Annotated in this window: 19 protein-coding genes, 1 other RNA gene and 2 pseudogenes; 3 read left to right on the forward strand and 19 right to left on the reverse strand. The window is 67.4% G+C overall.

The window, feature by feature from the left end; all coding sequences use genetic code 11:
* Nucleotides 1-10 precede the first annotated feature (10 nt).
* From ftsQ to murC, 5 genes and pseudogenes are all read right to left on the reverse strand, one after another.
* Complete coding sequence (gene ftsQ / locus ACW17U_RS12065; RefSeq protein ID WP_492052689.1) at nt 11-922, reverse strand: cell division protein FtsQ; 912 nt, start codon at nt 920-922, stop codon at nt 11-13.
* A pseudogene (locus ACW17U_RS12070) lies at nt 891-1,109 on the reverse strand (D-alanine--D-alanine ligase); the annotation flags it as partial. The pseudogene ACW17U_RS12070 and the gene ftsQ, both read right to left, overlap by 32 nt.
* Before the next feature lie 218 nt (nt 1,110-1,327).
* The gene (locus tag ACW17U_RS12075) at nt 1,328-2,809 is read right to left on the reverse strand and encodes a M20/M25/M40 family metallo-hydrolase (protein WP_492052691.1); all 1,482 of its coding nucleotides are present in this window, start codon (nt 2,807-2,809) and stop codon (nt 1,328-1,330) included.
* Between the two features lie 193 nt (nt 2,810-3,002).
* Complete coding sequence (gene murB / locus ACW17U_RS12080) at nt 3,003-3,905, reverse strand: UDP-N-acetylmuramate dehydrogenase (protein ID WP_492052692.1); 903 nt, start codon at nt 3,903-3,905, stop codon at nt 3,003-3,005.
* Nucleotides 3,902-5,320, reverse strand: coding sequence for a UDP-N-acetylmuramate--L-alanine ligase (gene murC / locus ACW17U_RS12085; RefSeq protein ID WP_492052694.1), 1,419 nt, complete (start codon nt 5,318-5,320; stop codon nt 3,902-3,904). Before murC ends, murB begins: the two co-directional genes overlap by 4 nt.
* 42 nt (nt 5,321-5,362) lie before the next feature.
* On the opposite strand from murC, the pseudogene ACW17U_RS12090 reads away from it, so the two are divergent.
* Nucleotides 5,363-5,497: pseudogene (locus tag ACW17U_RS12090) on the forward strand (hypothetical protein); the annotation flags it as partial.
* Between the two features lie 27 nt (nt 5,498-5,524).
* A complete protein-coding gene (locus ACW17U_RS12095; RefSeq protein ID WP_492055730.1) occupies nt 5,525-5,977 on the forward strand; it encodes a hypothetical protein in 453 nt (150 codons plus the stop codon).
* An 18-nt stretch (nt 5,978-5,995) separates the two neighbouring features.
* Here the strand turns inward: ACW17U_RS12095 and ACW17U_RS12100 are convergent, their stop codons facing one another.
* The 5 genes from ACW17U_RS12100 to ftsW all read right to left on the reverse strand — a co-directional run bounded on the left by ACW17U_RS12100 (nt 5,996) and on the right by ftsW (nt 10,932).
* Nucleotides 5,996-6,331: a hypothetical protein gene (locus ACW17U_RS12100; RefSeq protein ID WP_492052696.1), complete on the reverse strand. Its 336-nt coding sequence runs from the start codon at nt 6,329-6,331 to the stop codon at nt 5,996-5,998.
* A gap of 2 nt (nt 6,332-6,333) precedes the next feature.
* A complete protein-coding gene (locus ACW17U_RS12105; protein WP_492052697.1) occupies nt 6,334-7,026 on the reverse strand; it encodes a hypothetical protein in 693 nt (230 codons plus the stop codon).
* 993 nt (nt 7,027-8,019) lie between these two features.
* On the reverse strand, nt 8,020-8,676 hold the full coding sequence (locus ACW17U_RS12110) for a DUF3885 domain-containing protein (RefSeq protein WP_492052699.1): 657 nt from the start codon (nt 8,674-8,676) through the stop codon (nt 8,020-8,022).
* Nucleotides 8,673-9,758, reverse strand: a complete 1,086-nt coding sequence (gene murG, locus ACW17U_RS12115) for an undecaprenyldiphospho-muramoylpentapeptide beta-N-acetylglucosaminyltransferase (RefSeq protein ID WP_492052701.1) — start codon at nt 9,756-9,758, stop codon at nt 8,673-8,675. The genes ACW17U_RS12110 and murG overlap by 4 nt, the downstream gene beginning before the upstream one ends.
* A gap of 1 nt (nt 9,759) precedes the next feature.
* The gene (gene ftsW / locus ACW17U_RS12120; RefSeq protein WP_492052703.1) at nt 9,760-10,932 is read right to left on the reverse strand and encodes a putative lipid II flippase FtsW; all 1,173 of its coding nucleotides are present in this window, start codon (nt 10,930-10,932) and stop codon (nt 9,760-9,762) included.
* Between the two features lie 152 nt (nt 10,933-11,084).
* On the opposite strand from ftsW, the gene ACW17U_RS12125 reads away from it, so the two are divergent.
* Nucleotides 11,085-11,699, forward strand: a complete 615-nt coding sequence (locus ACW17U_RS12125; RefSeq protein WP_492052704.1) for a peptidylprolyl isomerase — start codon at nt 11,085-11,087, stop codon at nt 11,697-11,699.
* Between the two features lie 202 nt (nt 11,700-11,901).
* On the opposite strand, the gene murD is transcribed toward ACW17U_RS12125, so the two are convergent.
* The 9 genes from murD to rnpB all read right to left on the reverse strand — a co-directional run bounded on the left by murD (nt 11,902) and on the right by rnpB (nt 21,534).
* Nucleotides 11,902-13,311 carry a UDP-N-acetylmuramoyl-L-alanine--D-glutamate ligase gene (gene murD, locus ACW17U_RS12130; protein WP_492052706.1) on the reverse strand — a complete coding sequence of 470 codons (1,410 nt, stop codon included), beginning with the start codon at nt 13,309-13,311 and terminating at the stop codon, nt 11,902-11,904.
* Nucleotides 13,312-13,322: 11 nt separating this feature from the next.
* Entirely contained in the window at nt 13,323-14,435 is a 1,113-nt protein-coding gene (gene mraY / locus ACW17U_RS12135) for a phospho-N-acetylmuramoyl-pentapeptide-transferase (protein WP_492052707.1), read from the reverse strand.
* Nucleotides 14,435-15,823, reverse strand: coding sequence for a UDP-N-acetylmuramoyl-tripeptide--D-alanyl-D-alanine ligase (locus ACW17U_RS12140; RefSeq protein ID WP_492052709.1), 1,389 nt, complete (start codon nt 15,821-15,823; stop codon nt 14,435-14,437). The genes mraY and ACW17U_RS12140 overlap by 1 nt, the downstream gene beginning before the upstream one ends.
* The gene (locus ACW17U_RS12145) at nt 15,816-17,273 is read right to left on the reverse strand and encodes a UDP-N-acetylmuramoyl-L-alanyl-D-glutamate--2,6-diaminopimelate ligase (RefSeq protein ID WP_492052711.1); all 1,458 of its coding nucleotides are present in this window, start codon (nt 17,271-17,273) and stop codon (nt 15,816-15,818) included. Before ACW17U_RS12145 ends, ACW17U_RS12140 begins: the two co-directional genes overlap by 8 nt.
* Nucleotides 17,270-19,033 (reverse strand): peptidoglycan D,D-transpeptidase FtsI family protein, encoded by a 1,764-nt coding sequence (locus ACW17U_RS12150; RefSeq protein WP_062144998.1) that lies wholly within the window; start codon nt 19,031-19,033, stop codon nt 17,270-17,272. Before ACW17U_RS12150 ends, ACW17U_RS12145 begins: the two co-directional genes overlap by 4 nt.
* Nucleotides 19,030-19,461 carry a cell division protein FtsL gene (gene ftsL / locus ACW17U_RS12155; protein ID WP_492052713.1) on the reverse strand — a complete coding sequence of 144 codons (432 nt, stop codon included), beginning with the start codon at nt 19,459-19,461 and terminating at the stop codon, nt 19,030-19,032. The genes ACW17U_RS12150 and ftsL overlap by 4 nt, the downstream gene beginning before the upstream one ends.
* Nucleotides 19,458-20,396 carry a 16S rRNA (cytosine(1402)-N(4))-methyltransferase RsmH gene (gene rsmH / locus ACW17U_RS12160; RefSeq protein ID WP_492052715.1) on the reverse strand — a complete coding sequence of 313 codons (939 nt, stop codon included), beginning with the start codon at nt 20,394-20,396 and terminating at the stop codon, nt 19,458-19,460. The genes ftsL and rsmH overlap by 4 nt, the downstream gene beginning before the upstream one ends.
* Complete coding sequence (locus tag ACW17U_RS12165) at nt 20,393-20,857, reverse strand: division/cell wall cluster transcriptional repressor MraZ (RefSeq protein ID WP_492052717.1); 465 nt, start codon at nt 20,855-20,857, stop codon at nt 20,393-20,395. The genes rsmH and ACW17U_RS12165 overlap by 4 nt, the downstream gene beginning before the upstream one ends.
* Nucleotides 20,858-21,139: 282 nt before the next feature.
* Nucleotides 21,140-21,534, reverse strand: an RNA gene (gene rnpB / locus ACW17U_RS12170) — RNase P RNA component class A.
* Nucleotides 21,535-21,606 lie beyond the last annotated feature (72 nt).

The following is a 21,606-nucleotide window of genomic DNA, read 5'->3' on the forward strand; positions in this document are numbered from 1 at the left end:
CACCATATCCCTACGCCCCTCCGGCCACGGTCTGCCCGGGCAGAGCCGCATCGCGGGGTCTCACAGCCACCATCTCGGGATCGCGCAGATCAATGCGCGCAAACCCCAGATCCAGGATTCGTTGTCTCTGGTCCAACTGATCCAGCTGGATCAGGGCGGATTCTTCGTCGATCGCCGGTAGCTGGATCAGAGACCCATCCTTCAGGCGCAGGTCCCAGCGCCGATCATCGACCCGGACCAGAGCCTCGAGCCGATCGCGCAGGCGCGGCCGGGCGGCGACGGCCGGCAGGATGGTTCCGGCGGCCTGGTCGGCCCCCTGCCCCACCACCAGCGGCAGTTGCGGGAAGCGTGCGGCATCGGCCTCGCTGATCACCCGGCCTTCGCCGTCAATCACGCGCATGCGGCCACCGCTCTGCCAGACGGCAAGGGCGGGACGCTCCTCGACGGCGATCACCACGGTGTCGGGCAGGAGGCGCACGACCCGGGCCTCCTTGACCCAGCCCACGGTCTCGACGCGCTGGCGGATCTCCGCCAGGTCCAGGCCCAGGGTCGGCTGATCGAGATAGAGGCCCGAGGCGCGGCGGATGTCGGCGTCGGCCTGAGCGGACGCGCCCTGGACGTGCAGGGTCTTCAGCTTGAAACCAGCCGTGGCGAACTCGCCGTCGACGCCCTGGCGGGCAGCCGTGACCAGGCGCTCGGCCCGATGGCCGGTCGCGAGCATCACAACAAGTCCAAGCCCCAGAGCCGCGCCGGCGACGCTCAAGGCGAACGCGGGCGACAAGCCCACGCCCTTGGCGGCGCGCAGTTTGGCGGCCGGCTGCGCGCCCTTGGGCGGAGCCGAACGAGCCTTATTCGGACTTGCGGGCACTTCGGCCCGAGGGCGCCTAGGCTTAGGCGGTCCCCCCCGCACTACAGCGGGCATAAGCGTCCTCCACGATCCAGTACAACAGTTGATCAAACGAAATCCCGACACGGGCGGCTTGCTCAGGAGGAAGCGAAGTCGGTGTCATGCCAGGCTGCGTATGGACCTCTAGAAGGACCAGAAGGTCGTTAATGTCGTCATAACAGGCACCCGACCCGGTTACGCCTTGGCAACCAAGGGCTGTGAGGCCAAACGTGCCCCTCGCCGTGGCGCAACCCCTTGCCACAGCAAGGATCTACAGGGACGGGCCGTGACTCTCGCCGCCCCTCTCGCCCCTGAAATGACCGCCATCAAAACCTGTGGATGAGCAAATAAGGTTCATCTCGAGGCACGATGGGACCATTTGACTCACCCCCCCGGGGCCGCAGATCGGCCAGGCCCTCGGGGACAACCGCCTGAAATCAATCAGCGCGCCGCGGGGGACGCCGGCTTCAGGGCCCGGAAGTCGATGTCGCTGTCGGCCACCAGATAGAGGAAGCTCGCCCAGGCCGCCACGTTCTGGGCCAGCTGGACCGGATCGACCTTGTTGAGGGTGTCATCGGCCGTGTGGTGGTAGTCGAAATAGCGGCTGGCATCCTGGTTGAGGTTGATCACCGGCACGCCGGCCCCTTCGATACCGCTGATGTCGGCACCGCCGCCGGCCGCCGGAGCCCGGTCCAGATAGATCTTCAGCGGCATCAGCACGCGGGTCGCGGTCTTGATCACCGGATGGTCCAGCGACCCGGCCGGAACCTGCAGGCTGTAGATACGGTCCGCGCCGGTGTCGCTCTCGCCGGCCAGAACGAGCTTGGCCAGCCCATCCTTGTTGGCGGCCAGATAGGCGTCGGACGAGCCACCGCTTTCTTCGGAGCCCCACATCACGACGCGGATCGTGCGCTTGGGATGCTTGGGCAGGTCGCCGATCAGCTTGGCGGCGGCCGTGGTGATGGCGATACCGGTGGCGTCATCCAGAGCGCCGGTGCCGACGTCCCAGCTGTCGAGGTGGCCGCCGATGACGATGACCTCGTCAGGCTTTTCCGAGCCCTGGATGTCGCCCGAAATGTTCCAGGCCACATCCTTGGGATCGAAGCTCGACTGCAGCTTCAGCTTGATGCGCAGCGGCCCCTTGGCGGACAGACGCTCCAGTTGCTCGGCTTCCGGCACGCCGATCGCCGCGGCGGGGATGGTCACCACGCCGTCGCCATTGGCGGTGCTGCCGGTATGGGGCACCGACGAGTCCGAGGTCGAGATCGAGCGGATCAGCAGGGCCAAGGCACCACGCTTGGCGGCCTCCACCGGACCGGCCCGACGCGAGATGCCGGCCACGCCATAGCCGGCCCCGTCCTGGGCCCTGACCATCGGCTGGGTGATGACCACGATCTTGCCCTTCAGCGCACCTTCCGGTGCAGCGATCATCTCGGCATAGGTCCTGAACAGGGCCACCTCGGCCTCGACGCCCTCCGGCGGGGTCGAGACGGTGCGCCCCAGGCCCACGGGATTGAGGTTCATGGCATAGGGCGCCATCAGCCAGGCGCTCTCCTCGCCGCGCGTCCAGGACACCTTGGCGAACTCATCGACCTTGATGTTGGTAAAGCCCAGGGCCTTGAACTGGGCGACGCCCCAGTCCTTGGCCTTTTCCATGGCCGGCGAGCCGACCAGGCGCGGGCCGATATTGGTGGTCAGGTCCTCGGTGATGTCCCAGGCCAGATGATCGCGCAAAGCCTTGTCGCGCAGGCCGACAGCAACGGCCTCGGGCGAGACCGGCACGGCCGCCGGCGCGGCGGGGGCAGCAGGCTTGCCGGCGAACAGGGCCTTGAGCCCCGACTTTGCCCGGGGGGCGGTCTGGGCCTGGGCCCCACCGACCAGGAGGGCGGACACGGCGGCGGCGGTCAGCAGGGTGCGGAACATGCGCAGGGAATCTCCGGAGTTTGACCTGTCATAGCATCGCGGCCGACCGGGAGAAGTCAGCAATGCGTTGAATGATCCTCCCCCTCTGGGGGAGGTGGCCCGCAGGGCCGGAGGGGGCCAACGCGGCCCGGACCCAGCGAACCCCCTCAGTCGCTCCGCGACAGCTCCCCCAGAGGGGGGGGCATCTTGCGACCTAAGCCCGCCCGATCCGCTTGATTTCCCAGTCCAGCTGGATCCCGGTCCTGGCCAGGACGTCGGCGCGGACCTTATCGCCCAGGCCTTCCAGATCGGCGGCGGTGGCCTCGCCGGTATTGATCAGGAAGTTGGAGTGCAGCGGACTGAACATCGCCCCGCCGAACGGTTTGCCCCGCCAGCCGGCCTCGTCGACCAGCTTCCATGACGAGTGGCCCGGCGGGTTCTTGAAGGTCGAGCCGCCGGTCTTGTCGCGGATCGGCTGGGTGGTCTCGCGGCGGGCGGTGATCTCGGCCATGCGGGCCTTGATCGCGGCCGGATCATCGGCAGTGCCCTGATAGACCGCGTCGAGCACGATCACCGTCTCGCCATCCTGCAGGGCGCTATGACGGTAGGTATAGTGCAGGTCCTCGACCGCCAGCTCGCGTACCTGACCGGCCCGGTCCATGACCCGCACCGACCGGACGACATTGACCGTCTCGGAGCCATAACAGCCGGCGTTCATGATCACCGCCCCGCCGACCGTGCCGGGGATGCCGGCATAGAATTCCAGACCGGCGATACCGGCCTCGGCCGCCTTGCGGGCCAGGATGGCGTCAGGCACGGCGCTGCCGGCCCGGATGCGGTTGTCACCCAGGGGCTCGACCCCGTTGAAGCCCTTGCCCAGGCGGATGACCACGCCCTCGACCCCGCCGTCGCGGACCAGCAGGTTGGAGCCCACCCCGATGGCCAGCACCGGCACGGCCGGGTCCAGGGCCTTGAGGAAATCGGCCAGATCCTGCTCGTCGGCCGGCAGGAAGACGACATCGGCCGGGCCGCCCACACGGAACCAGGTGAACGGCGCCAGAGGCTCGTCGACCAGCAGCTTGCCGCGCACGGCGGGAAGCACAGCCTTCCAGCTCACTTCGCCAAGGCTTCCAGCTGGCCGGGCAGCGCATAGGCCCAGGTGGTGATGTCGCCGGCGCCCAGCAGAACCACGAGGTCACCGCTGGTGGCCTCGGCGGCCACGAGGCGCGGCAGAGCGGTGGGGTTTTCCAGCGGCAGGGCCCGGCGGTGGCCAAACTTCTTGAGGCCCTCGACCAGACCGTCGCGGTCGATGCCCTCGATCGGGCTTTCGCCCGCCGTATAGACATCGGCGACGATCACGGTGTCGGCGTCATTGAAGCACGAGCTGAACTCGGTCATCAGGTCGCGCAGCCGGGTGAAGCGGTGCGGCTGGACCACGGCGATGACCTTGCCGGTCGTCACGGCGCGGGCAGCCTTCAGCACGGCGGCGATCTCGACGGGGTGGTGGCCATAGTCGTCGACCACACGGATGCCATTAGCCACGCCGGTGGTGGTGAAGCGGCGCTTGACCCCGCCGAAGCTGGCCAGACCGGCGCGGATGGCGTCGGGGCCGATGCTGAGCTCGCGGGCCACGGCCACGGCGGCGGTGGCGTTGAGCACATTGTGGTGCCCGGCCATCGGCATCTTCAGACCGTCATAGCGCACCGGCTCGCCGTTCAGAGGCGAGACGATGATGTCGAAGCTCGAGCCGTCCGGGCCCATCTGGATGTTGGAGACCCGCACCTCGGCCTGGGGGTTGGTGCCATAGGTGACCAGCCGGCGGTTCTCGATCCGGGCGGTCAGGGCCTGGACTTCCGGATGGTCGGTGCACACGGCCGCAAAGCCATAGAAGGGGATGTTCTCGATGAAGTCCTGGAAGCCCTTCTTGACCGCGTCAAAGGTGCCCCAGTGGTCCAGGTGCTCGGCGTCGATATTGGTGACGATGGCCACGGTCGATTTCAGCTTCAGGAACGAGCCGTCGCTCTCGTCGGCCTCGACGACGATCCAGTCGCCCTCGCCGACCTTGGCATTGGTGCCATAGGCATTGATGATGCCGCCATTGACCACGGTCGGGTCCAGGTCGCCGGCGTCGAGCAGGGCCGCGACCATCGAGGTCGTCGTGGTCTTGCCGTGGGTGCCGCCCACGGCGATCGAGAACTGCAGCCGCATCAGCTCGGCCAGCATCTCGGCGCGCCGCACCAGCGGCAGGCGCTTGTCGCGGCCGGCGACCATCTCCGGATTGTCGGCCTTGACGGCGGTCGAATAGACGATGGCCGAGGCACCTTCGACATGGGCCGCGTCATGGCCGATGAAGATCCGCGCCCCCAGCTTTTCCAGCCGCTCGGTATTGGCACTGGCCTTGGCGTCGCTGCCCTGAACGGTGTAGCCGATGCGCAGCATGATCTCGGCTATGCCGGACATGCCAATACCGCCTATGCCGATGAAGTGCACGGGGCCGAGTTCGAAGGGTACGGGGCGTCGACGCTGGATCATGCAAAGCCGATTAGACCATTTGAAACGGCGACGGAACGGTCAGTGCGCGAAATCCTCGTCCTTCGACGGGCTCAGGATGAGGATTTTCGATTGACGCACCGAGCCGACCTTGGACCTCACCCCGAGCCTGTCGCTAGACCTCATCCTGAGCCTGTCGAAGGACGAGGTCGCCCCCTCGCTTTATCGGCCGCGCTCGTCGCGGCGCTGATCACATCCGCCGCCCAAGCCCAGACCGCCACCCCCGCCGCGCTCGAGCTGCGCCTGGCCGATGTCGCCCGCTTCGCCGTCTTCGTCGACATGACCAGCATCCAGTGGACCGGCCGCACCGCCAGACTTCGCCTGCTGCAGGTCACCGAGGGCGGCTTCAAGGCGGGGGCCGATGAATACTGGGGCGGCTGGCGGCACGAGGCCATCGACTGCGAGGCCCGCACCATCAGCCATGCCGGCTTTGCCAGCATCCGGACCGGCGGTCGCGAAGGCCCCGTCACCGGCGACCCGCGTCCGCCCGTCGCCATCCCGGCCGGCAGCGCCGACGAAGCGGCGGCCCGGGTCGTCTGCGACGGCTGGAAGCCCTTCACCGACGTGCCGCTGGCCGGGACCCTCGAGCAGGCGGTAGGACTGGCAAGGCCGCTGATCGAGACGGGGGCGGAGCCTTGAGGGGCTATTTCGGAGAACTTAGCAGTCGAAGATGTCCATCGGAACTTTGACTGGCTCAGGTCTATAATCAAACAGCGCGATCCCGCGTCGCTGCGCCACAGTTGTCAGCCACAGGCCAACTCGTTCCATCAGAAAATACACGAGCTGAATATCGTCGGCACCCTCGGCTGTGAAGCGATGGCTCTCGCCATCAAAATCGACATCGATCCAGCCAGTTTTCCACTCCAGACGGTCCCCGTCCTCGAATTCTTCAGATTTTGTTTCTCCAAATGTTATAGTAATACTCCCATTGCCTTTCCTTCCGTCAGAATCGACGTAAGGAATGGCACGAGGCCCCAAAGTATCACCTACCATTTTCACCACCTCCCCTGATACAAGGGGGTTCGTATAGCCCCCACGCCGCCAGCTATACATTCCGCATATCTTTGACCTATGGTTTTTAGACATATCCCCTGAATTTCACGCCGCTCCGCAGGGTTTCTTCCGTACATTGAAGCAAAAGTTTTGCATTTGATGTAGTCGGGTTTCACCGCCTCTTCGCAGTCTTCGGGTTCGCCGTAGTCGGGAAAAGGGTGATAAGGATAGAGCGAGCCGGGCCTTCGCGGATTTCGGGACATTGCCAGAGGCTCAGGCCCTGTTAGATTTAGTTTCTCCGTCGGCAATTTCAGAAACGGCGTCTTCTCCCGCCCGGTTGTCCGGCTGTCGAAATCACCGATCGCGCGGGTAAGCGCAACGCCTCCTGCAAGGGCGGGAAGCCCCACCGCCTGGACCACGGGGCCGGCTTGAGGATGGCTGGCCAGCACACGGGCGGCCTGCACCAGCCGCCGCACTTTACGTGTCGGGTTGGTCCCGGACAGCTTGCGGACCTTCGCGCCGTCGCCACCCCGCCCCGCATCAACCCACCGCCCGCCGTCGGAAGTACCGACCGGCGCCCGCGGCTGGTTAGGGTCAAACTTCGTTTCGAGGTCCCGGATCGCCTGCCGTAGAGTCTCGGCCGCCAGGTCACTCCTGAACTTCCCTAAAGCGCCTTCAAAGTCATCAGACGTCATCGTCCTCTCCGCTGGGAGTATGGCACCCGCAATAGGCGCACAGGTTTGCGTCCACGCCGGCTTTCACCGGCGAGTTGGGGAGGCGGCGGAGCGTCCGGGCCAGGTCCGGAGGAGTGTGATTGGAGTACCGTTTCGGCCGTGGCCGAAGCGCTCCGCGCGGTCGTTATCCCTCTGGCCGGAGCGCGCGGGTCTGGTTCAACCCTTCACCCCACCCGGATCCTGTCCTCCTCGCGACGGACTTGAGCCTGGGAGCTGCAAGCCACGCCGATTCCGGAGGGATCCGGAGCGAACCTTCGGACGGGCGGAGGCTTGGCCTTCCTCCGATGGACAGGTTTACGTCCCCTGTCCTCTTGCACCCGCACAACCGCCCCCACCGCCCGTCAGGCCGCCAGTTGGACGCCCTCCCCTTGCGATGAAGCGAGGAGAAGTATGCGGCCGTTTCACAGGGGGCTGCGTCGATTCTGGATCGTGACGCAGGGTGGGGCGGTTAGGGCGTTGAACTTGCTGGGGTGGAGGGGCGGTTATCCCCGTGCGGGAACGGGGATGGACCCGCCGCACGGAACCCCCAAACCCCGTTATCCCGGGGCTTGTCCCCGGGACCCATGGTTCAGTTGCCCCGCCATCGACCATCCCTTTACCGTCCGTACAGCGGACAAATGGGTCCCGGGAACAAGTCCCGGGATGACGGAGGATTGTGAGTTCTGAGTTGGGAAGCCGCCGCCCCTCGGGCGGGGCCAGCCTTAAATCTCACGGCGAGACGATCGCCGGTCTGACCAGGTTGCTCAAGGACGGCGCTCCGCGCCGCCGCAGAGCGGCTGGCCGCAGGCCAGTCCTTGACCAACCTGGTCAGACCGGCACGCTACAGCCTCCAGGAGATGTAAGGATCGCACCGACCGGAATGGTCGCTTTGCGACGCTGGGCGGAGCTCGATGGCCTTGAACTGACACTCGACCGTCCGCGCCCTTAGCGCGGACCTGCCACATGCCCTAATGCCTAAGCGCCGCCGCCAAAGGTCTTCGCCATTTGCGCTCGATCATAGTCCAGCAGCCATTCGCCAAACCGGGCGTAAAACGGTTGAAGCGTTTCCCGATCAAGCGCCACCACGTCCATGCCCCGATCATCGTAGACATTGACCAATATCCCCCGCTCGAAGTCGACCAGATAGCTCCTGAACTGGTCAGCCCCATCGAGGCTCATGATAGGTGAGGAAGGCCCGACGCCGATCTCGCTTCCGCAAGAATCCCAGATCAGCACCGCGCGGTCATTTGGATCAGTTGGTCCGCCAAGAAAGTAATAGTCGCGCAACTTTGGCTCTTGGTCGTCGTGCTCAGGATCGCGATACGCACCTTCGTATCGAAGAACGGGGCCGAACCCCATCGAAGCCAAGCGCCTGAATGCGGGGTTGCGAGCGCCCGGACGTCGAACACCCCACTGGATGATCAGGGCATCGACGACCTCTGACGTCGCGAAGACGGCTTCTGTCACGACGCGAGCCCGCTCAAGCGCCTGAAGCATGCGCGGCACCTGCCCGCCCTCGACGGGCCATTCGCCCCCCAGATCAAAGCGAAGGGCCCAGCGCGAGCTATAGAAAAGCGCGTTTAGGTCTTCGAGCCCGAACTGATCCAGCAACCGTCGGCGCAGCTTCTTCACCGCGCCGTCTTCTCCACCAGATCCGCCAGGTCCTCGGCCGCATTCGGCCTGGCCACGCTGCGGGCGCCGTCAGCCATCCGCGCCAGGCGCTCGGGGTTCTTGAGCAGGGCCTTGAGGGCCCCGGCCATGGCGTCGACGGTCAGTTCGTCCTCGAAGCAGACGGCCGCGCCGCCGGCCTCTTCCAGCAGGCGGGCATTGAAGCGCTGGTGGTCGTCGGCGGCGATCTTCAGGGGCACCAGGATCGAGGGTCGGCCGGCGACAGCCAGTTCGGTGCAGGTCGAGGCGCCGGAGCGGCCGATCACCAGGTGCGACTGGCGCAGATAGCCGGCCATGTCGCGGAAGAAGGGCGCGACCTCGCAGTCGACCATGGCATTGCGATAGACCTTGCGGGCCTGTTCCAGGCTCTCGGCCCGGGCCTGCTGGAAGACCTTCAGGCGGCCGCGCATCTCTTCGGGCAGCTTGGCGACGGCCTCGGGGATCAGTTCCGACAGCAGGCGCGCGCCCTGGCTGCCGCCGGTGACCAGGATGCGCAGCTGCACCTCCGGCGCGAGATAGGGCACCTCATAGAGGGCGCGCACGGGGGGCCGCACGGGATTGCCGACCACATGGGCGCGGGCCTGGACGGCGGGGGTGGCCTTTTCCAGGATCGGGAAGGCGCAGGCCACTTCGTTGACGCGGGGGGCCAGGAAGCGGTTGACCCGGCCCAGCACCGCATTCTGCTCGTGGATCACGGTCGGACGGCCCTGGCTCAGGGCTCCGAGCAGGGCCGGCAGGGCGGGATAGCCGCCGAAGCCGACGACAACGGCCGGGTCCAGGCGCTTGAAGGCGGCTCTCGCCTGCAGCACGCCCTGGGCGACCACGAAGCCGGCCTTGAGCATGCCGATCGGATCGCCGGCCTTGGCCGTGGCGGCCGAAAGGGCGAGACGTTCCTCGGCCGGGAACTTGTCGGCATAGATCGCGCCGCGATCATCAGTGGCCAGCACCACGCGCCAGCCCCGGGCGCTGAGGGCCTCGGCCAGGGCCTGGGCAGGGAACATATGGCCGCCAGTTCCTCCGGCGGCGACAACGGCAAGCTTGCTCATCTTAGTGGAACGCGCCGCCCTGCATGAAGTCGCTGGAGGGGCCATAGGCGCCGGGGCGCTTGCGCAGCAGGGCCAGGGCCAGGCCCAGAGTCAGTCCCATAGCCAGCATCGACGATCCCCCGTAGCTGATGAACGGAAGCGTCATGCCCTTGGTCGGGATCATGTTCAAGTTCACGGCGATATTGATCATCGCCTGCTGGCCCAACAGAACGAACAAACCGGCCGCCGCCACCTGCTCGAAGGTGTCGGAAAGCTTCATCGCCTTCAGCATGCCGCGAACCACCACGAAGGCGAACAGGCTGATCAGGGCCAGGGAAAAGACCAGGCCATATTCCTCGGCCGCCACCGAATAGATGAAGTCGGTGTGCAGGTCGGGCACGTGGCGCTTCATCACCCCCTCGCCCGGCCCGCGACCGAACAGGCCGCCGGCATGGATGGCCTCGGCGGCGCGGGTGATCTGGTGGGTGTCGGCCTGATCGGGGCTGAGGAACTTCTGCACCCGGGCATGGACGTGGTCGAACAGGAAATAGGTCGAGAACAGGCCGGCCACCGCCACCCCGCCCAGGCCCATGATCCAGGAGATCGGCACCCCGGCCATCCAGAAGGCGGCCCCGAAGGCGACGGTGATCAGCACGGTCTGGCCGACATCGGGCTGGATCAGCAGCAGGGCGACGGCGATGGCATAGAGCAGGAAGGCGATCGAGACCCCCGGCACGCCCTCGCCCTTCTGGCCCTCGGCGAACATCCACGAGACCAGGACGATCAGGGCCGGCTTCATGAACTCCGAGGGCTGCAGGGTAAAGCCGGCGAACTGCACCCAGCGGGTCGCGCCCTTGGCGTTGTGACCGATGAACGGCAGGGCGATCATCACGGCGATGGACGCCACATAGATGAAGAAGGCCACCCGCCGCACGCCCTTGGGCGACAGCATCGAGGTGCCCAGCAGGATCACCGCCGAGGCGCTGGCGAAGACGCACATGCGCAGGGCGAAATGGAACTGGTCGTCGATGCCGATCCTCTGGGCCGCCGCCGGGCTGGAGGCGAAGGACAGCAGCACGCCCAGGGTGACCAGGATCGCCGTGGCCCCCAGCAGCCAGCGGTCCGTCGTCCACCACCAGATGCCGATCGCAGTGCGGTCGGTTCTGGCAAAAGCGTGGGTGGTCTGGGTGGCCATGGCCGGAGAGTCGGCGCGCAGGGTTAATGGAACATTGCTGCCGCCCCTGTTGTCCGGGGATATGCGGCGAATGGTTGCGGGCTTTTCGCCGGTGGATGGCGCGGCGGCGGCGCGCTAAGGGTGACGCCATCGCATTCTGACCGGGGACACCGATGAATACCGCCTGGATCGCCCGCCGGGGCCTGCTGCTCGGGGCCGGCCTGCTGCTCGCCACGCCCCTGCGCGCCCTGGCCCGGGCCCCGAAACCCCGCGTCGCCATCGAGACCAGCCTCGGCGTCATCGTGGTCGAGCTGGAAGACCAGAAGGCGCCGATCACCAGCGCCAACTTCCTGCGCTATGTCGACAAGAAGAAGTTCGACGGCGGCAGCTTCTATCGCGCCTCGCGGTCCAAGGGGGCACCGGCCAATGGCTCGATCCAGGCCGGCCCCTCGATCCGCACCCGCCGCTTCGCGCCCATCGCCCACGAGAGCACCCGGATGACGGGGATCAAACACAAGACCGGCACCATTTCGATGGCCCGCAACGAGCCCGGCAGCGCCACGGCCGACTTCTTCATCTGCGCCAGCCCGATGGCCTATCTCGACGCCAAGCCCGGCGGCAAGGGCGACAACGAAGGCTTCGCGGCCTTCGGCACGGTGGTCAAGGGCATGGACGTGGTGAAGAAGATCCTCGCCTCCAAGACCGACGGCGTGCCGCAGAACCCGAGCATGAAGGGCCAGATGATCAACCCGCCGGTGGCGATCGTGGGGGTCAGGCGGGTCGTCTAGTCACGCCCCGCCAACGCCATAACTCACCGTCATTCCCGCCCTTGTGGCGGGAACCCCTCTATCCGCCGCAGGTGCGGGAGGGGCGAAGTGCGCGCGCACTTCGCCGGCGCTTCACGGTTCAGCTGAATCAGGGGTTCCCGCCACAAGGGCGGGAATGACGGGAGAATAGGTTTAGCTTCGAAAGACAGGTCAAGGACGCCCCCTACCCCGCCTTGGCCCCGATCTTCCCCAGCCCCTCGACCGCCGAGCGGAACGCCTCGCCGCGGGCTTCGAAGTCGCTGAACTGGTCGAACGAGGCGCAGGCTGGCGAGAGCAGGACAATGGCGTCCTCGCCACTGTCCAGGGCGTCGGAATAGGCGGCCGCCGTGGCGATCTCCAGGGAGGCGCAGTGGCGGATCGGGGCCTTGCCCTCGAGGGTCTGGCCGAAGGCCAGGGAGGCCTCGCCGATCAGATAGGCCTTGGCCACGCGCGGGAACAGGTCAGCCAGTTCGCTGATGCCGCCGGCCTTGGCCACGCCGCCGGCGATCCAGTAGAACTTGGGATAGCTGCTCATCGCCTGGCGGGCGGCGTCGGCATTGGTGGCCTTGCTGTCATTGACAAAGCGCACCCGGCCCAGCGTGCCGACCGTCTCCATGCGGTGGGCCAGGCCCGGGAAGGTCAGGAGCCCCTCGACGGCGTCCTGGGCCGGAATGCCGATCGCGGTCGCGGCGGCGTAGGCGGCGCAGGCGTTCTGCCAGTTGTGGCGGCCCGGCAGGCTGCGGGCCCGCAGCAGGTCAGCCATTTCGGTGACCCGGTCGCCGGTGGCGTCATAGAGCACGCCCTGCAGGGCATAGACGCCCCGGCCCATGGCCTTGCCGGCGCTGATCGGCCAGATGGTGCGGCGGTTGGCGGCGGTGATCTCGGTGCAGATCTGCTGGCACCAGGGATCATCGACGCCGATGATGGCGGTGTCGCCCTTGCCCTGGTTGAGGAAGATCCGGCGCTTGGCGGCGATATAGCCGTCCATGCCGCCGTGCCGGTCCAGGTGGTCGGGCGAGATGTTGAGCAGCACCGTGGCGTCGGCCTTGAGGCTGCTGGTCAGATCCAGCTGGTAGGACGACAGTTCCAGCACATAGACCGCGCCGCCGTGCATGTCGTCCAGGCCCAGCACGCCGGTGCCGATATTGCCGCCGACCCGGGTGTCGCGACCGGCCGAGGCGCACAGGTGGCCGATCAGGGCCGTGGTCGTCGACTTGCCGTTGGTGCCGGTGATGGCGATGATCTTGGGCCGCTTGTGCGGCGGGGCGGCATTGACCGTGCGAGCGAACAGCTCGATGTCGCCGAGGATCTCGACCCCGGCGTCGCGGGCCATCTTCACCGTCCAGTGCGGCTGGGGATGGGTCAGGGGCACGCCGGGCGACAGCATCAGAGCCGCGAAATGGCTCCAGTCGGCCGAGCGTAGATCCACCACCTTGAAGCCTTCCGCCCGGGCGGCGTCCTGGCTGGCGGGGTTTTCGTCCCACAGCGCCACATGGGCGCCGCCGGCGACAAGGGCGCGCGCCGCCGTCAGGCCGGTGCGGCCCAGGCCGAACACCGCGACGGTCTTGCCCTCGAAACCACGGACGGGGATCATGACAGGTCTCCCTACCGCAGCTTCAGGGTGGCGAGGCCGATGAAGGACAGCATCATCGCCACGATCCAGAAGCGGATCACGACGGTGGATTCGGCCCAGCCCAGCTTTTCGAAATGGTGGTGGATCGGGGCCATCAGGAAGACGCGCTTGCCGGTCTTCTTGAAGTAGCCGACCTGGATGATGACGCTGAGCGCCTCGGCCACGAACAGGCCGCCGACAATGCCCAGCACCAGTTCATGCTTGGAGCAGACGGCGATCGCGCCCAGGGCGCCGCCCAGGGCCAGGGAGCCGGTGTCGCCCATGAAGATCTTCGCCGGCGGGGCATTGTACCAGAGGAAGCCCATGCCCCCGCCGATGATCGCGCCGCACAGCACGGCCAGCTCGCCGACGCCGGGCGCGAAGTGCAGGTTCAGATAGTCGGCGAACTTGTAGTTGCCGACCAGGTAGGTGATCAGGCCGAAGGTCGCGGCGGCGATCATCACCGGCACGATGGCCAGGCCGTCGAGGCCGTCGGTCAGGTTCACGGCATTGGAGAAGCCGGCGATGGTGACAGCGGCGAAGGCCACATAGAACCAGCCGAGATTGATCACCAGGGTCTTGAAGAACGGGAAGACCAGGCTGGTCTCCATGCCGGGGGCCATCTCCGAACGCGGAGCGAACAGGATCAGCAGGACGGCGGCGATGATGGCCACGGCGAACTGGGCGATCAGCTTCTGGACGCTGGAGAGGCCGGCCGTGGTCTGCTTGGTGACCTTAGCATAGTCGTCCATGAAGCCCAGAACGCCATAGCTGCCGGTGATCAGCAGCACGACCCAGACATGGATATTGCTCAGATCGGCCCACAGAATGGCCCCGACGAACAGGCCGGCCAGGATCATGAACCCGCCCATGGTCGGGGTGCCGGCCTTTTCGGTGACGTGGCGGGCAATGCCGTCGGTGCGGATCGGCTGGCCCTTGCCCTGCTTGGCCTTCATCCAGCGGATGAAGCGCGAGCCCATGGCCACGGCGACGATATAGGCGGTCAGCATCGCCATGCCGGTCCTGAAGGTCAGGTACTTCAGCAGGTTCAGCAGCGGCACGTGCTCCTGCCCGCGCGCCAGCCATTCATAGAGAAAATACAGCATCAGCCCCGTCCCCCGAGATCAAGCGCCGCCAGGGCCCTGGCAAGATCGCCGGCCCTGGAGCCATTCGACCCCTTCACCACCACCACGTCGCCCGGCCGGATCGCAGCCGTCAGCGTCGTCGTTAACTTTTCGGTAACCTCCGCGTAGCCGCCTCGCCGAGTCGGCGGAAGCGCCTCCCACAGTGATTTCATGTGGACGCCTGCAAGAAAGGCGAGATCGACCCCGGCGGCCTCCAGGGGCTCTGCAAGCCCGGCGTGAAACTCGGCACTGCCCTCGCCCAGTTCGAGCATATCGGTCAGGACGGCGATGCGCCGTCCCTCGACCTTGCGGGCTCCGAGGGTCTTCAGGGCCGCCTGCATCGAGACCGGATTGGCGTTGTAGCTCTCGTCGACCAGGGTGAAGGAACCCCCGTCGATCCGGACCACGGCCTCGGCCCCGCGCCCCTCGATCGGCTCGAAGGCGGCCAGGGCCTGCAGCGCGACCTCGCGCGAAACGCCCAGGGCCTCCAGCATCAGCAGCACACACAGGCTGTTGGGGCCCCAGTGGACACCAGTCTGCAGGATCGGGAAGTCGATGGCCTCGCCGCGCAGCACCATGGACACGACCGCGCCGGTCGCATGGGCCTCAAAGCCGGTGAGGCGCGCCGTGACACCTTCGCCCGTGCCGAAGCTCCAGATCGCCGCCCCGGCCTTTTCGGCCTCGGCCTTGAGCAGGTCGAACCAGGGATTGTCGGCGTTCAGGACCGCAATGCCCTCGGGCTCAAGGCCCGCAAAGATCTCGGCCTTGGCCCGGGCGACGCCTGCCTCGCCGTCGGCGAAGTTTTCCAGATGCACCGGGCCGACCGTGGTGATGGCCACGGCGTGCGGACGAATGAAGCGCGACAGCGGGGTGATCTCGTCGGCGTGGTTCATGCCGACCTCGAACACGGCGCGTTCGGTGTCGCGCGGCATGCGGGCCAGGGTCAGGGGCACGCCGAGATGATTGTTGTACGACTTAACCGAGGCATGGGCCTTGCCGGCCAGGCGCAGGCCGGCCTCGATGGCGCGGGTGACGCTGGTCTTGCCGACCGAGCCGGTCACGGCCCCGCGACGGGTCTGGGGGGCGCGCAGCCGGGCCGCCTCGCCCAGGCGTTCCAGGCCCCGGAAGGTATCCTCGACCAGAACGGCCGGCACCGGCACCGGCCTTGAGACCAGAGCGCCGGCCGCGCCCTTGTCGGCCGTCTGGACGACAAACTCATGGCCGTCGCGGGCACCGGTCAGGGCCACGAACAGGTCGCCGGGCGAGAGGCTGCGACTGTCGATCGAGACGCCGGTGGCGACGAAGTCCCCGGCGACCCGGCCGCCGGTGGCCGCGGCGATCTCGTCTGCGGTCCAGAGAGGCTCAGACATCGGCGGCCTCCAGAGCGGCGAGGGTTTCGGTGACGTCATCGAACGGATGGTTGATCCCGGCGACCAGCTGGCCCTGCTCGTGGCCCTTGCCGGCAACCACCAGCACGTCGCCCTCGGCCATCTGCGCGGCGGCGGCGCGGATGGCGGCGCGGCGGTCGCCGATCTCGGTCGCGCCGGGCGCGGCCTCGAGGATGGCGGCGCGGATCGTGGCAGGGTCCTCCGAACGCGGATTGTCGTCGGTGACGATGGCCACATCGGCGAGGCGCGCGGCGATCTCGCCCATCAGCGGCCGCTTGCCGCGGTCGCGGTCACCGCCGGCCCCGAACACCACGATCAGCTTGCCGGTGGTGTGCGGCCGCAGGGCGTCCAGGACGGTCTCCAATCCGTCCGGGGTGTGGGCATAGTCGACATAGGCCTCGCCGCCCCGCGCTCCGCGCCCGACCCGCTGCAGCCGCCCGGCCGCACCTTCCAGGCTCTCCAGCGCCTTGAGGACAGCGGCGGTATCTTCGCCGGTCGCGATGCACAGGCCGGCAGCGATCAGCACATTGCTGGCCTGGAAGCCCCCGGCCAGGGGTAGGTCGATGGTATAGGTCTGGCCCGCCGCTTCGACCGTCAGGATCTGGCCGTGCGGCGCCAGGGCGCGCGAGACCAGCTTCAGCCCCTGCCCGTCATCGCCGACCGAGAACACGCTCTGGCCGGAGGTCACGGCACTGGCGGCAAAGACCCCGAAGGCCTCGCTGTCACTGTTGAGCACGGCCGTGGAGCCCCGCGGCAGCAGGGTGTCGAACAGGCGCAGCTTGGCCTCGCGATAGGCCTCCATCGAGCCGTGATAGTCGAGGTGATCCTGGGTGAAGTTGGTAAAGCCGGCGGCCGACAGGGTGACGCCGTCCAGCCGGCGCTGATCGACACCGTGCGACGAGGCCTCGACCGCCAGGTGGGTGACGCCGTCGGCGGCCAGACGGGCCATCATCTCGGCGACGTCGGCCGCATCGGGGGTGGTCAGGCCGGGCGGGGTCAGTTGCTGGTCCGCGACGCCGGGGCCGCTGACCACCACGCCCAGGGTCCCCATGCTGGCGGCCTTGTGGCCGAGCCTGGCGAAGATCTGGCGACAGAAGCCGGCCACCGAGGTCTTACCGTTGGTCCCGGTCACGGCGATGCAGACCGGCGGCTGGCGGCCCCAGAAGGCGGCGGAGGCCAGGGCATAGGCCCGGCGCGGATCCTCGACCTTCACGGTCGGGACCGAGAAGGTCTCCATGCCCACAGGGCCGAGGACGGCGGCCGCACCGGCGGCAATGGCCCCGGGGGCGAAGCTGGCCCCGTCGACCTTGGTTCCGGGCAGGGCCGCAAACAGGGTTCCGGGCCCGACCTTGCGACTGTCGGCCGTGACGCCGGTGATCACCGGATTATCAGCCAGGTCGCGCTGCAGAAGGTCGGAAAGCGTCTTGGTCACAGGCCCGTCCCCGGGTTGGCAGTTGTCGAATTGGCGACGCTCACGATCTCGGCCTTGCGGCGGATCCCCACGAACGGCGCGATGCGCTCGATCACCCGGCCGGCCGCCGGGGCCGCCACCCAGCCGCCGGTCGAGAAACCGAAGGTGCGGGCATTGCCCTTGGGCTCGTCCAGCAGGATCAGCACGAAATAGCGGTCAGCCTCCAGCGGGCCCTCGGTCGGGAACACAGCCGCGAAGGACGAGACCTGACGCTGGTGGTTATAGGCCTTGAGGGCCGGGTCATATTTCTCGCCGGTGCCGGTCTTGCCGCCGACCGAAAGGCCGGCCACGTCGGCCTTGCCGCCGCTGCCGCCCTCGCCCGGAATGACATTGGCGCGCATGATCCGCAGCATCTGCTGCGAGGTTTCCTCGCTGAGCACCCGCGGCCCCTCGGGGCGGACCCCCTGGGGCAGCTTGCGGATCGTCAGGGGCGGACGGGTGCCGCCGTTCAGCAGGGGTCCCATGGCCTCGGCCAGGGCCAGGGGCGTGACGTTCATGCCGTGGCCGAACGAGGTCGAGGCCACCGCATCCTCGTTCCACTTGCGCGGCGTCAGGGGCCGGGCCGACTCCAGCAGCTCGACCTTGGCCGGCTTGGTCAGGCCCAGATTGTTGAAGTACTGGCTCAGGCGCTGGGCCCCGACCCCCACCGCCAGCTTGGCCGTACCGATATTGGACGAGTGCTTGAACACCTCGACCAGGTTCAGGATCGCCTTGGCGGCGTGATAGTCATGGATGGTGCGATAGCCCAGCTTGTAGGGCTCGCGGGCATCGAAGGTCGAGGTCGGGGTGGCCACGCCGGTGTCGAGACCGATGGCCACGGTGAAGGCCTTGAAGGTCGAGCCCATCTCATAGACCGACCCGGCCGCCCGGTTCAGCTTCTGGTCGTCGGTGGCGGTCCCGGCCTTGTTGGGATCAAAGTCGGGATAGCTGGCCAGGCCGAGGATTTCTCCGGTGTGGACATTGGTCACCAGACCAACCGCGCCGCGCGGCTGGAACTCGATCGCGGCCTTGCGCAGCTCGTCTTCCAGGGCCGCCTGGACGCGGATGTCGATGGACAGGGCCGTGGGGCCTCCACCGCCGGCTGCCAGCCGGATCGGCTTGTCGAGGGCCCGCTCGGCCCCGGCCAGACCCCGTCCGCCGCTGTCGACAAAACCGACCAGATGGGCCGCCGTGGCCCCCAGCGGATACATGCGCCGGCCCTGTTCCTCAAACGAGATGCCCGGCAGGCCCAGATCGAAGATGTTGGCCTTCTGCTCCGGGGTCAGGCCGCCGAGCAGGAAGGTGCGGCGGTCACCGAAGACCACCTTGTCCAGGCGCTTGGCCGGCACTTCCGGCAGGGCCTTGCCCAGGGCGCGACGGGCTTCGGCCTTGTCCCAGACCTCGCGCGGATCGACATAGAGGGCGTAGTGGGTCAGGTCGACGGCCAGCAGGCGGCCGTCGCGATCGACCAGGTCGCCGCGCGCGCCCTCGGTCGAGGCCAGGAATCCATTGCCGCGGCCGACATGGGCGAACAGGGCCGAGAAGCTCGCTCCCAGGCCCAGACCGACAAAGCACAGGCCGAAAAAGGCCATGACGAAGAAGATGCGGATGCGGGTGTCGTCTTCGGGCTTGGCGGCGGCACGCGAACGCTCAAAGGCATGCTCCAGCCGCCAGACGCGCTCGATCAGCCAGCGCCAGGCGCCGGGCTGAAAGCCAGAAGGTCCCAGATTGGCCAGGCTCATCGCGTCGGCCCCGCAACTGGGGGATCAGCGGGAACCGGCTCCGGCGCATCGGCCGCCAGGGCGTCCGGGGCCACGGTCGCCGGCGACAGGTCGACCGGGGCCGGCGCGGCATGATGGCGGGCCACGTCGACCAGGGCGTCTTCGGTGGTCTCGCGGGGGGCCGGAATGTGCTGCAGGCCCATGGCGATGGCCAGGGCCTCGATGCGGCGCGGCTGTTCCAGGTGAGCCACCTCGGCCTCGAGCAGACGCTTGCGGGCCTGCTCATCCTCGATCTCCCGTTCGATGCGGGCGATCTCGTTGCGCTCGCGACCCGCGACGGTCTTGGCCAGATAGACGCCGGTGACCAGGGTCAGCAGCACACCCATGCCGACCACCTCGACCACCCGAAACCCGCGAACCCGACGATTGAACAGGCCCGCGACGCTCATGAGGCCGCGACCCAGATCGGCGCGTCCGTGCGGCGGGCGGCGCGGAGTTTGGATGAGCGGGCGCGCGGATTGACGGCCAGTTCGGCCTCGCTGGGCGCAATGGCCTTGTTGGCGATCAGCTGGAAGCTGGACGGGGCTCCGGCCGGGGCCTGGGGCAGATGGCGCGAGCCGCCGGGCGTGCGCCCGGCCCGTTCGGCCAGGTAATTCTTGACGATGCGGTCTTCCAGGGAATGGAAGCTCACCACCGCCAGCCGGCCGCCGGGCTTGAGGATCCGCTCTGCAGCGGCAAGACCCGCCTCCAGCTCGGCCAGCTCTTCATTGACCGCGATCCGCAGTCCCTGGAACGAGCGGGTGGCCGGATGGACCTTGGCCCCCTTGCGGCCGCCGAGAGCGCGCTCGATGACATGGGCCAGGTCCAGGGTGCGCTCGAACGGGCGCTCCTCGCGCCGGCGCACGATGAAGCTGGCGATGCGCCGCGAGGCGTGCTCCTCGCCATAGACATAGAGGATGCGGGCCAGTTCCACCTGGTCCAGGCCATTGACCAGATCGGCGGCGGTCGGGCCCGTATCGCTCATCCGCATGTCCAGCGGACCGTCGCGCATGAACGAAAAGCCGCGCTCGGCCTCGTCCAGCTGCATGGACGAGACGCCGATATCCAGCACCACGCCGTCCACCGACTGCGGCTCGAAATGCTCGGCCATCCGCGAGAAGCGGTCCTGGATCAGGCGGAAGCGGTCGGTCGGCAGGCCTTCGGTGAAGCGCTGCACGGCCGGGTCACGGTCGAAGCCCACGACACTGGCCCCGGTGGCCAGGATGGCGCGGGTATAGCCGCCGGCCCCGAAGGTGCCGTCGATGATGGTGTCACCGGGCCCGGCCGCCAGGGCCTCGACCACTTCGTCCAGCAGGACAGAGATGTGGGGTGCCGCTTCGGTCATGCGCCACCCAGGCGGGACGTGCGCTGCTGGACCCGCAGGGCGGCCAGACCCTCGCGGGCCAGCTCGCGCTGCGCGGCGCGATGGGCCTGGAAGGCCTCCCGCGACCAGATCTGAAAACGCTCACCCATACCGACGACAGTCACCCAATCACTCAGGCCGAACATCTCGCACAGGTGATCGGGAAGCGTAATGCGACCAGCTGTATCAAATGACAGCCTGGCCATGCCGCCCAGGACGCTGGTCTCCAGGGCGGTGCGGACCGGGTCGCCGAACTCCAGCTCCTCGATCACGCCCAGATAGCGGTCGAACAGGGCCTTTCCGCCCCCTTCCAGGCAATCGGCCTCGATCGAGGGGAAGCAGAACACGCCGTCAAAGGGGCCCGAGATCGCCGAGCGGAAGTCCTGCGGCACAACGATGCGCCGCTTGCTGTCCACCTGCTTCTCGAACGTCGAGAGGAACACCTCGCCCAACCCCTCTAAAACCCCGGATCGGGCGCGCCTTCCCAAGGCTGCCCGATGCAACTGGGTTAACATGGGATGAATTGGGAAACAATGACACCGACGGGCATTTTGCCGCGAAAACAAAGATGTCGCACCACCTCGTGACAGGAAATCACAAGCCATCAACAGAACATACAGAGAACTATTAAGTGTTGGAGGCCGTCAGGTCCGGGCGCGGCAAGGCCTCAGGACTCGGAAACGGTGAGGGTGTGGACGACCCGTCTCTTCCGGGGACGGAAGAGACGGACCAGACGGTCTATAAGCCGGGTTCTGTGCCACCCTCGCCCCGAAGGACGAGACTGCGACGATCATTCCTCTGGACCGTCCATTGCTGGACGGTTCTCGCGACCTACCCGAACCCTACTCAGCCAGTGACGGCCTAGTCGACGCGAGGTCGACGCGGGGTCCCTATTCGGTCTTGCTCCAGGCGGGGCTTGCCATGCCGTCCCTGTCGCCAGGTCCGCGGTGGGCTCTTACCCCACCCTTTCACCCTTCCCGCCCTCGAAAGGGAGGAGGTTTGCTTTCTGTGGCGCTATCCCTGGGATCGCTCCCGGTGGGCGTTACCCACCGCCTTGTCACCGTGGAGCCCGGACTTTCCTCGACCCTCTTGCGAGGACCGCGACCGCCCGACCGTCTGGTCCGGGAGGGTGTTTGACGGGGGACGGGGCGGAGGTCAACTTTTCATCTGATTTCCGGGGCCGCGGTGAGGG

It is taken from the genome of Caulobacter sp. AVps16, from assembly GCF_058681455.1.

Bases quoted from the DNA above. Each gene is read 5' to 3' on its own strand.
- ACW17U_RS12075 (WP_492052691.1), bottom strand. From the start codon at position 2,809: ATGTTCCGCACCCTGCTGACCGCCGCCGCCGTGTCCGCCCTCCTGGTC.
- ftsQ (WP_492052689.1), bottom strand. From the start codon at position 922: ATGCCCGCTGTAGTGCGGGGGGGACCGCCTAAGCCTAGGCGCCCTCGG.
- ACW17U_RS12150 (WP_062144998.1), bottom strand. From the start codon at position 19,033: ATGAGCCTGGCCAATCTGGGACCTTCTGGCTTTCAGCCCGGCGCCTGG.
- ACW17U_RS12140 (WP_492052709.1), bottom strand. From the start codon at position 15,823: ATGTCTGAGCCTCTCTGGACCGCAGACGAGATCGCCGCGGCCACCGGC.
- ACW17U_RS12125 (WP_492052704.1), top strand. From the start codon at position 11,085: ATGAATACCGCCTGGATCGCCCGCCGGGGCCTGCTGCTCGGGGCCGGC.
- murD (WP_492052706.1), bottom strand. From the start codon at position 13,311: ATGATCCCCGTCCGTGGTTTCGAGGGCAAGACCGTCGCGGTGTTCGGC.
- rsmH (WP_492052715.1), bottom strand. From the start codon at position 20,396: ATGACCGAAGCGGCACCCCACATCTCTGTCCTGCTGGACGAAGTGGTC.
- ftsW (WP_492052703.1), bottom strand. From the start codon at position 10,932: ATGGCCACCCAGACCACCCACGCTTTTGCCAGAACCGACCGCACTGCG.
- ACW17U_RS12105 (WP_492052697.1), bottom strand. From the start codon at position 7,026: ATGACGTCTGATGACTTTGAAGGCGCTTTAGGGAAGTTCAGGAGTGAC.
- ACW17U_RS12100 (WP_492052696.1), bottom strand. From the start codon at position 6,331: ATGGTAGGTGATACTTTGGGGCCTCGTGCCATTCCTTACGTCGATTCT.
- murC (WP_492052694.1), bottom strand. From the start codon at position 5,320: ATGATCCAGCGTCGACGCCCCGTACCCTTCGAACTCGGCCCCGTGCAC.
- mraY (WP_492052707.1), bottom strand. From the start codon at position 14,435: ATGCTGTATTTTCTCTATGAATGGCTGGCGCGCGGGCAGGAGCACGTG.
- murG (WP_492052701.1), bottom strand. From the start codon at position 9,758: ATGAGCAAGCTTGCCGTTGTCGCCGCCGGAGGAACTGGCGGCCATATG.
- ftsL (WP_492052713.1), bottom strand. From the start codon at position 19,461: ATGAGCGTCGCGGGCCTGTTCAATCGTCGGGTTCGCGGGTTTCGGGTG.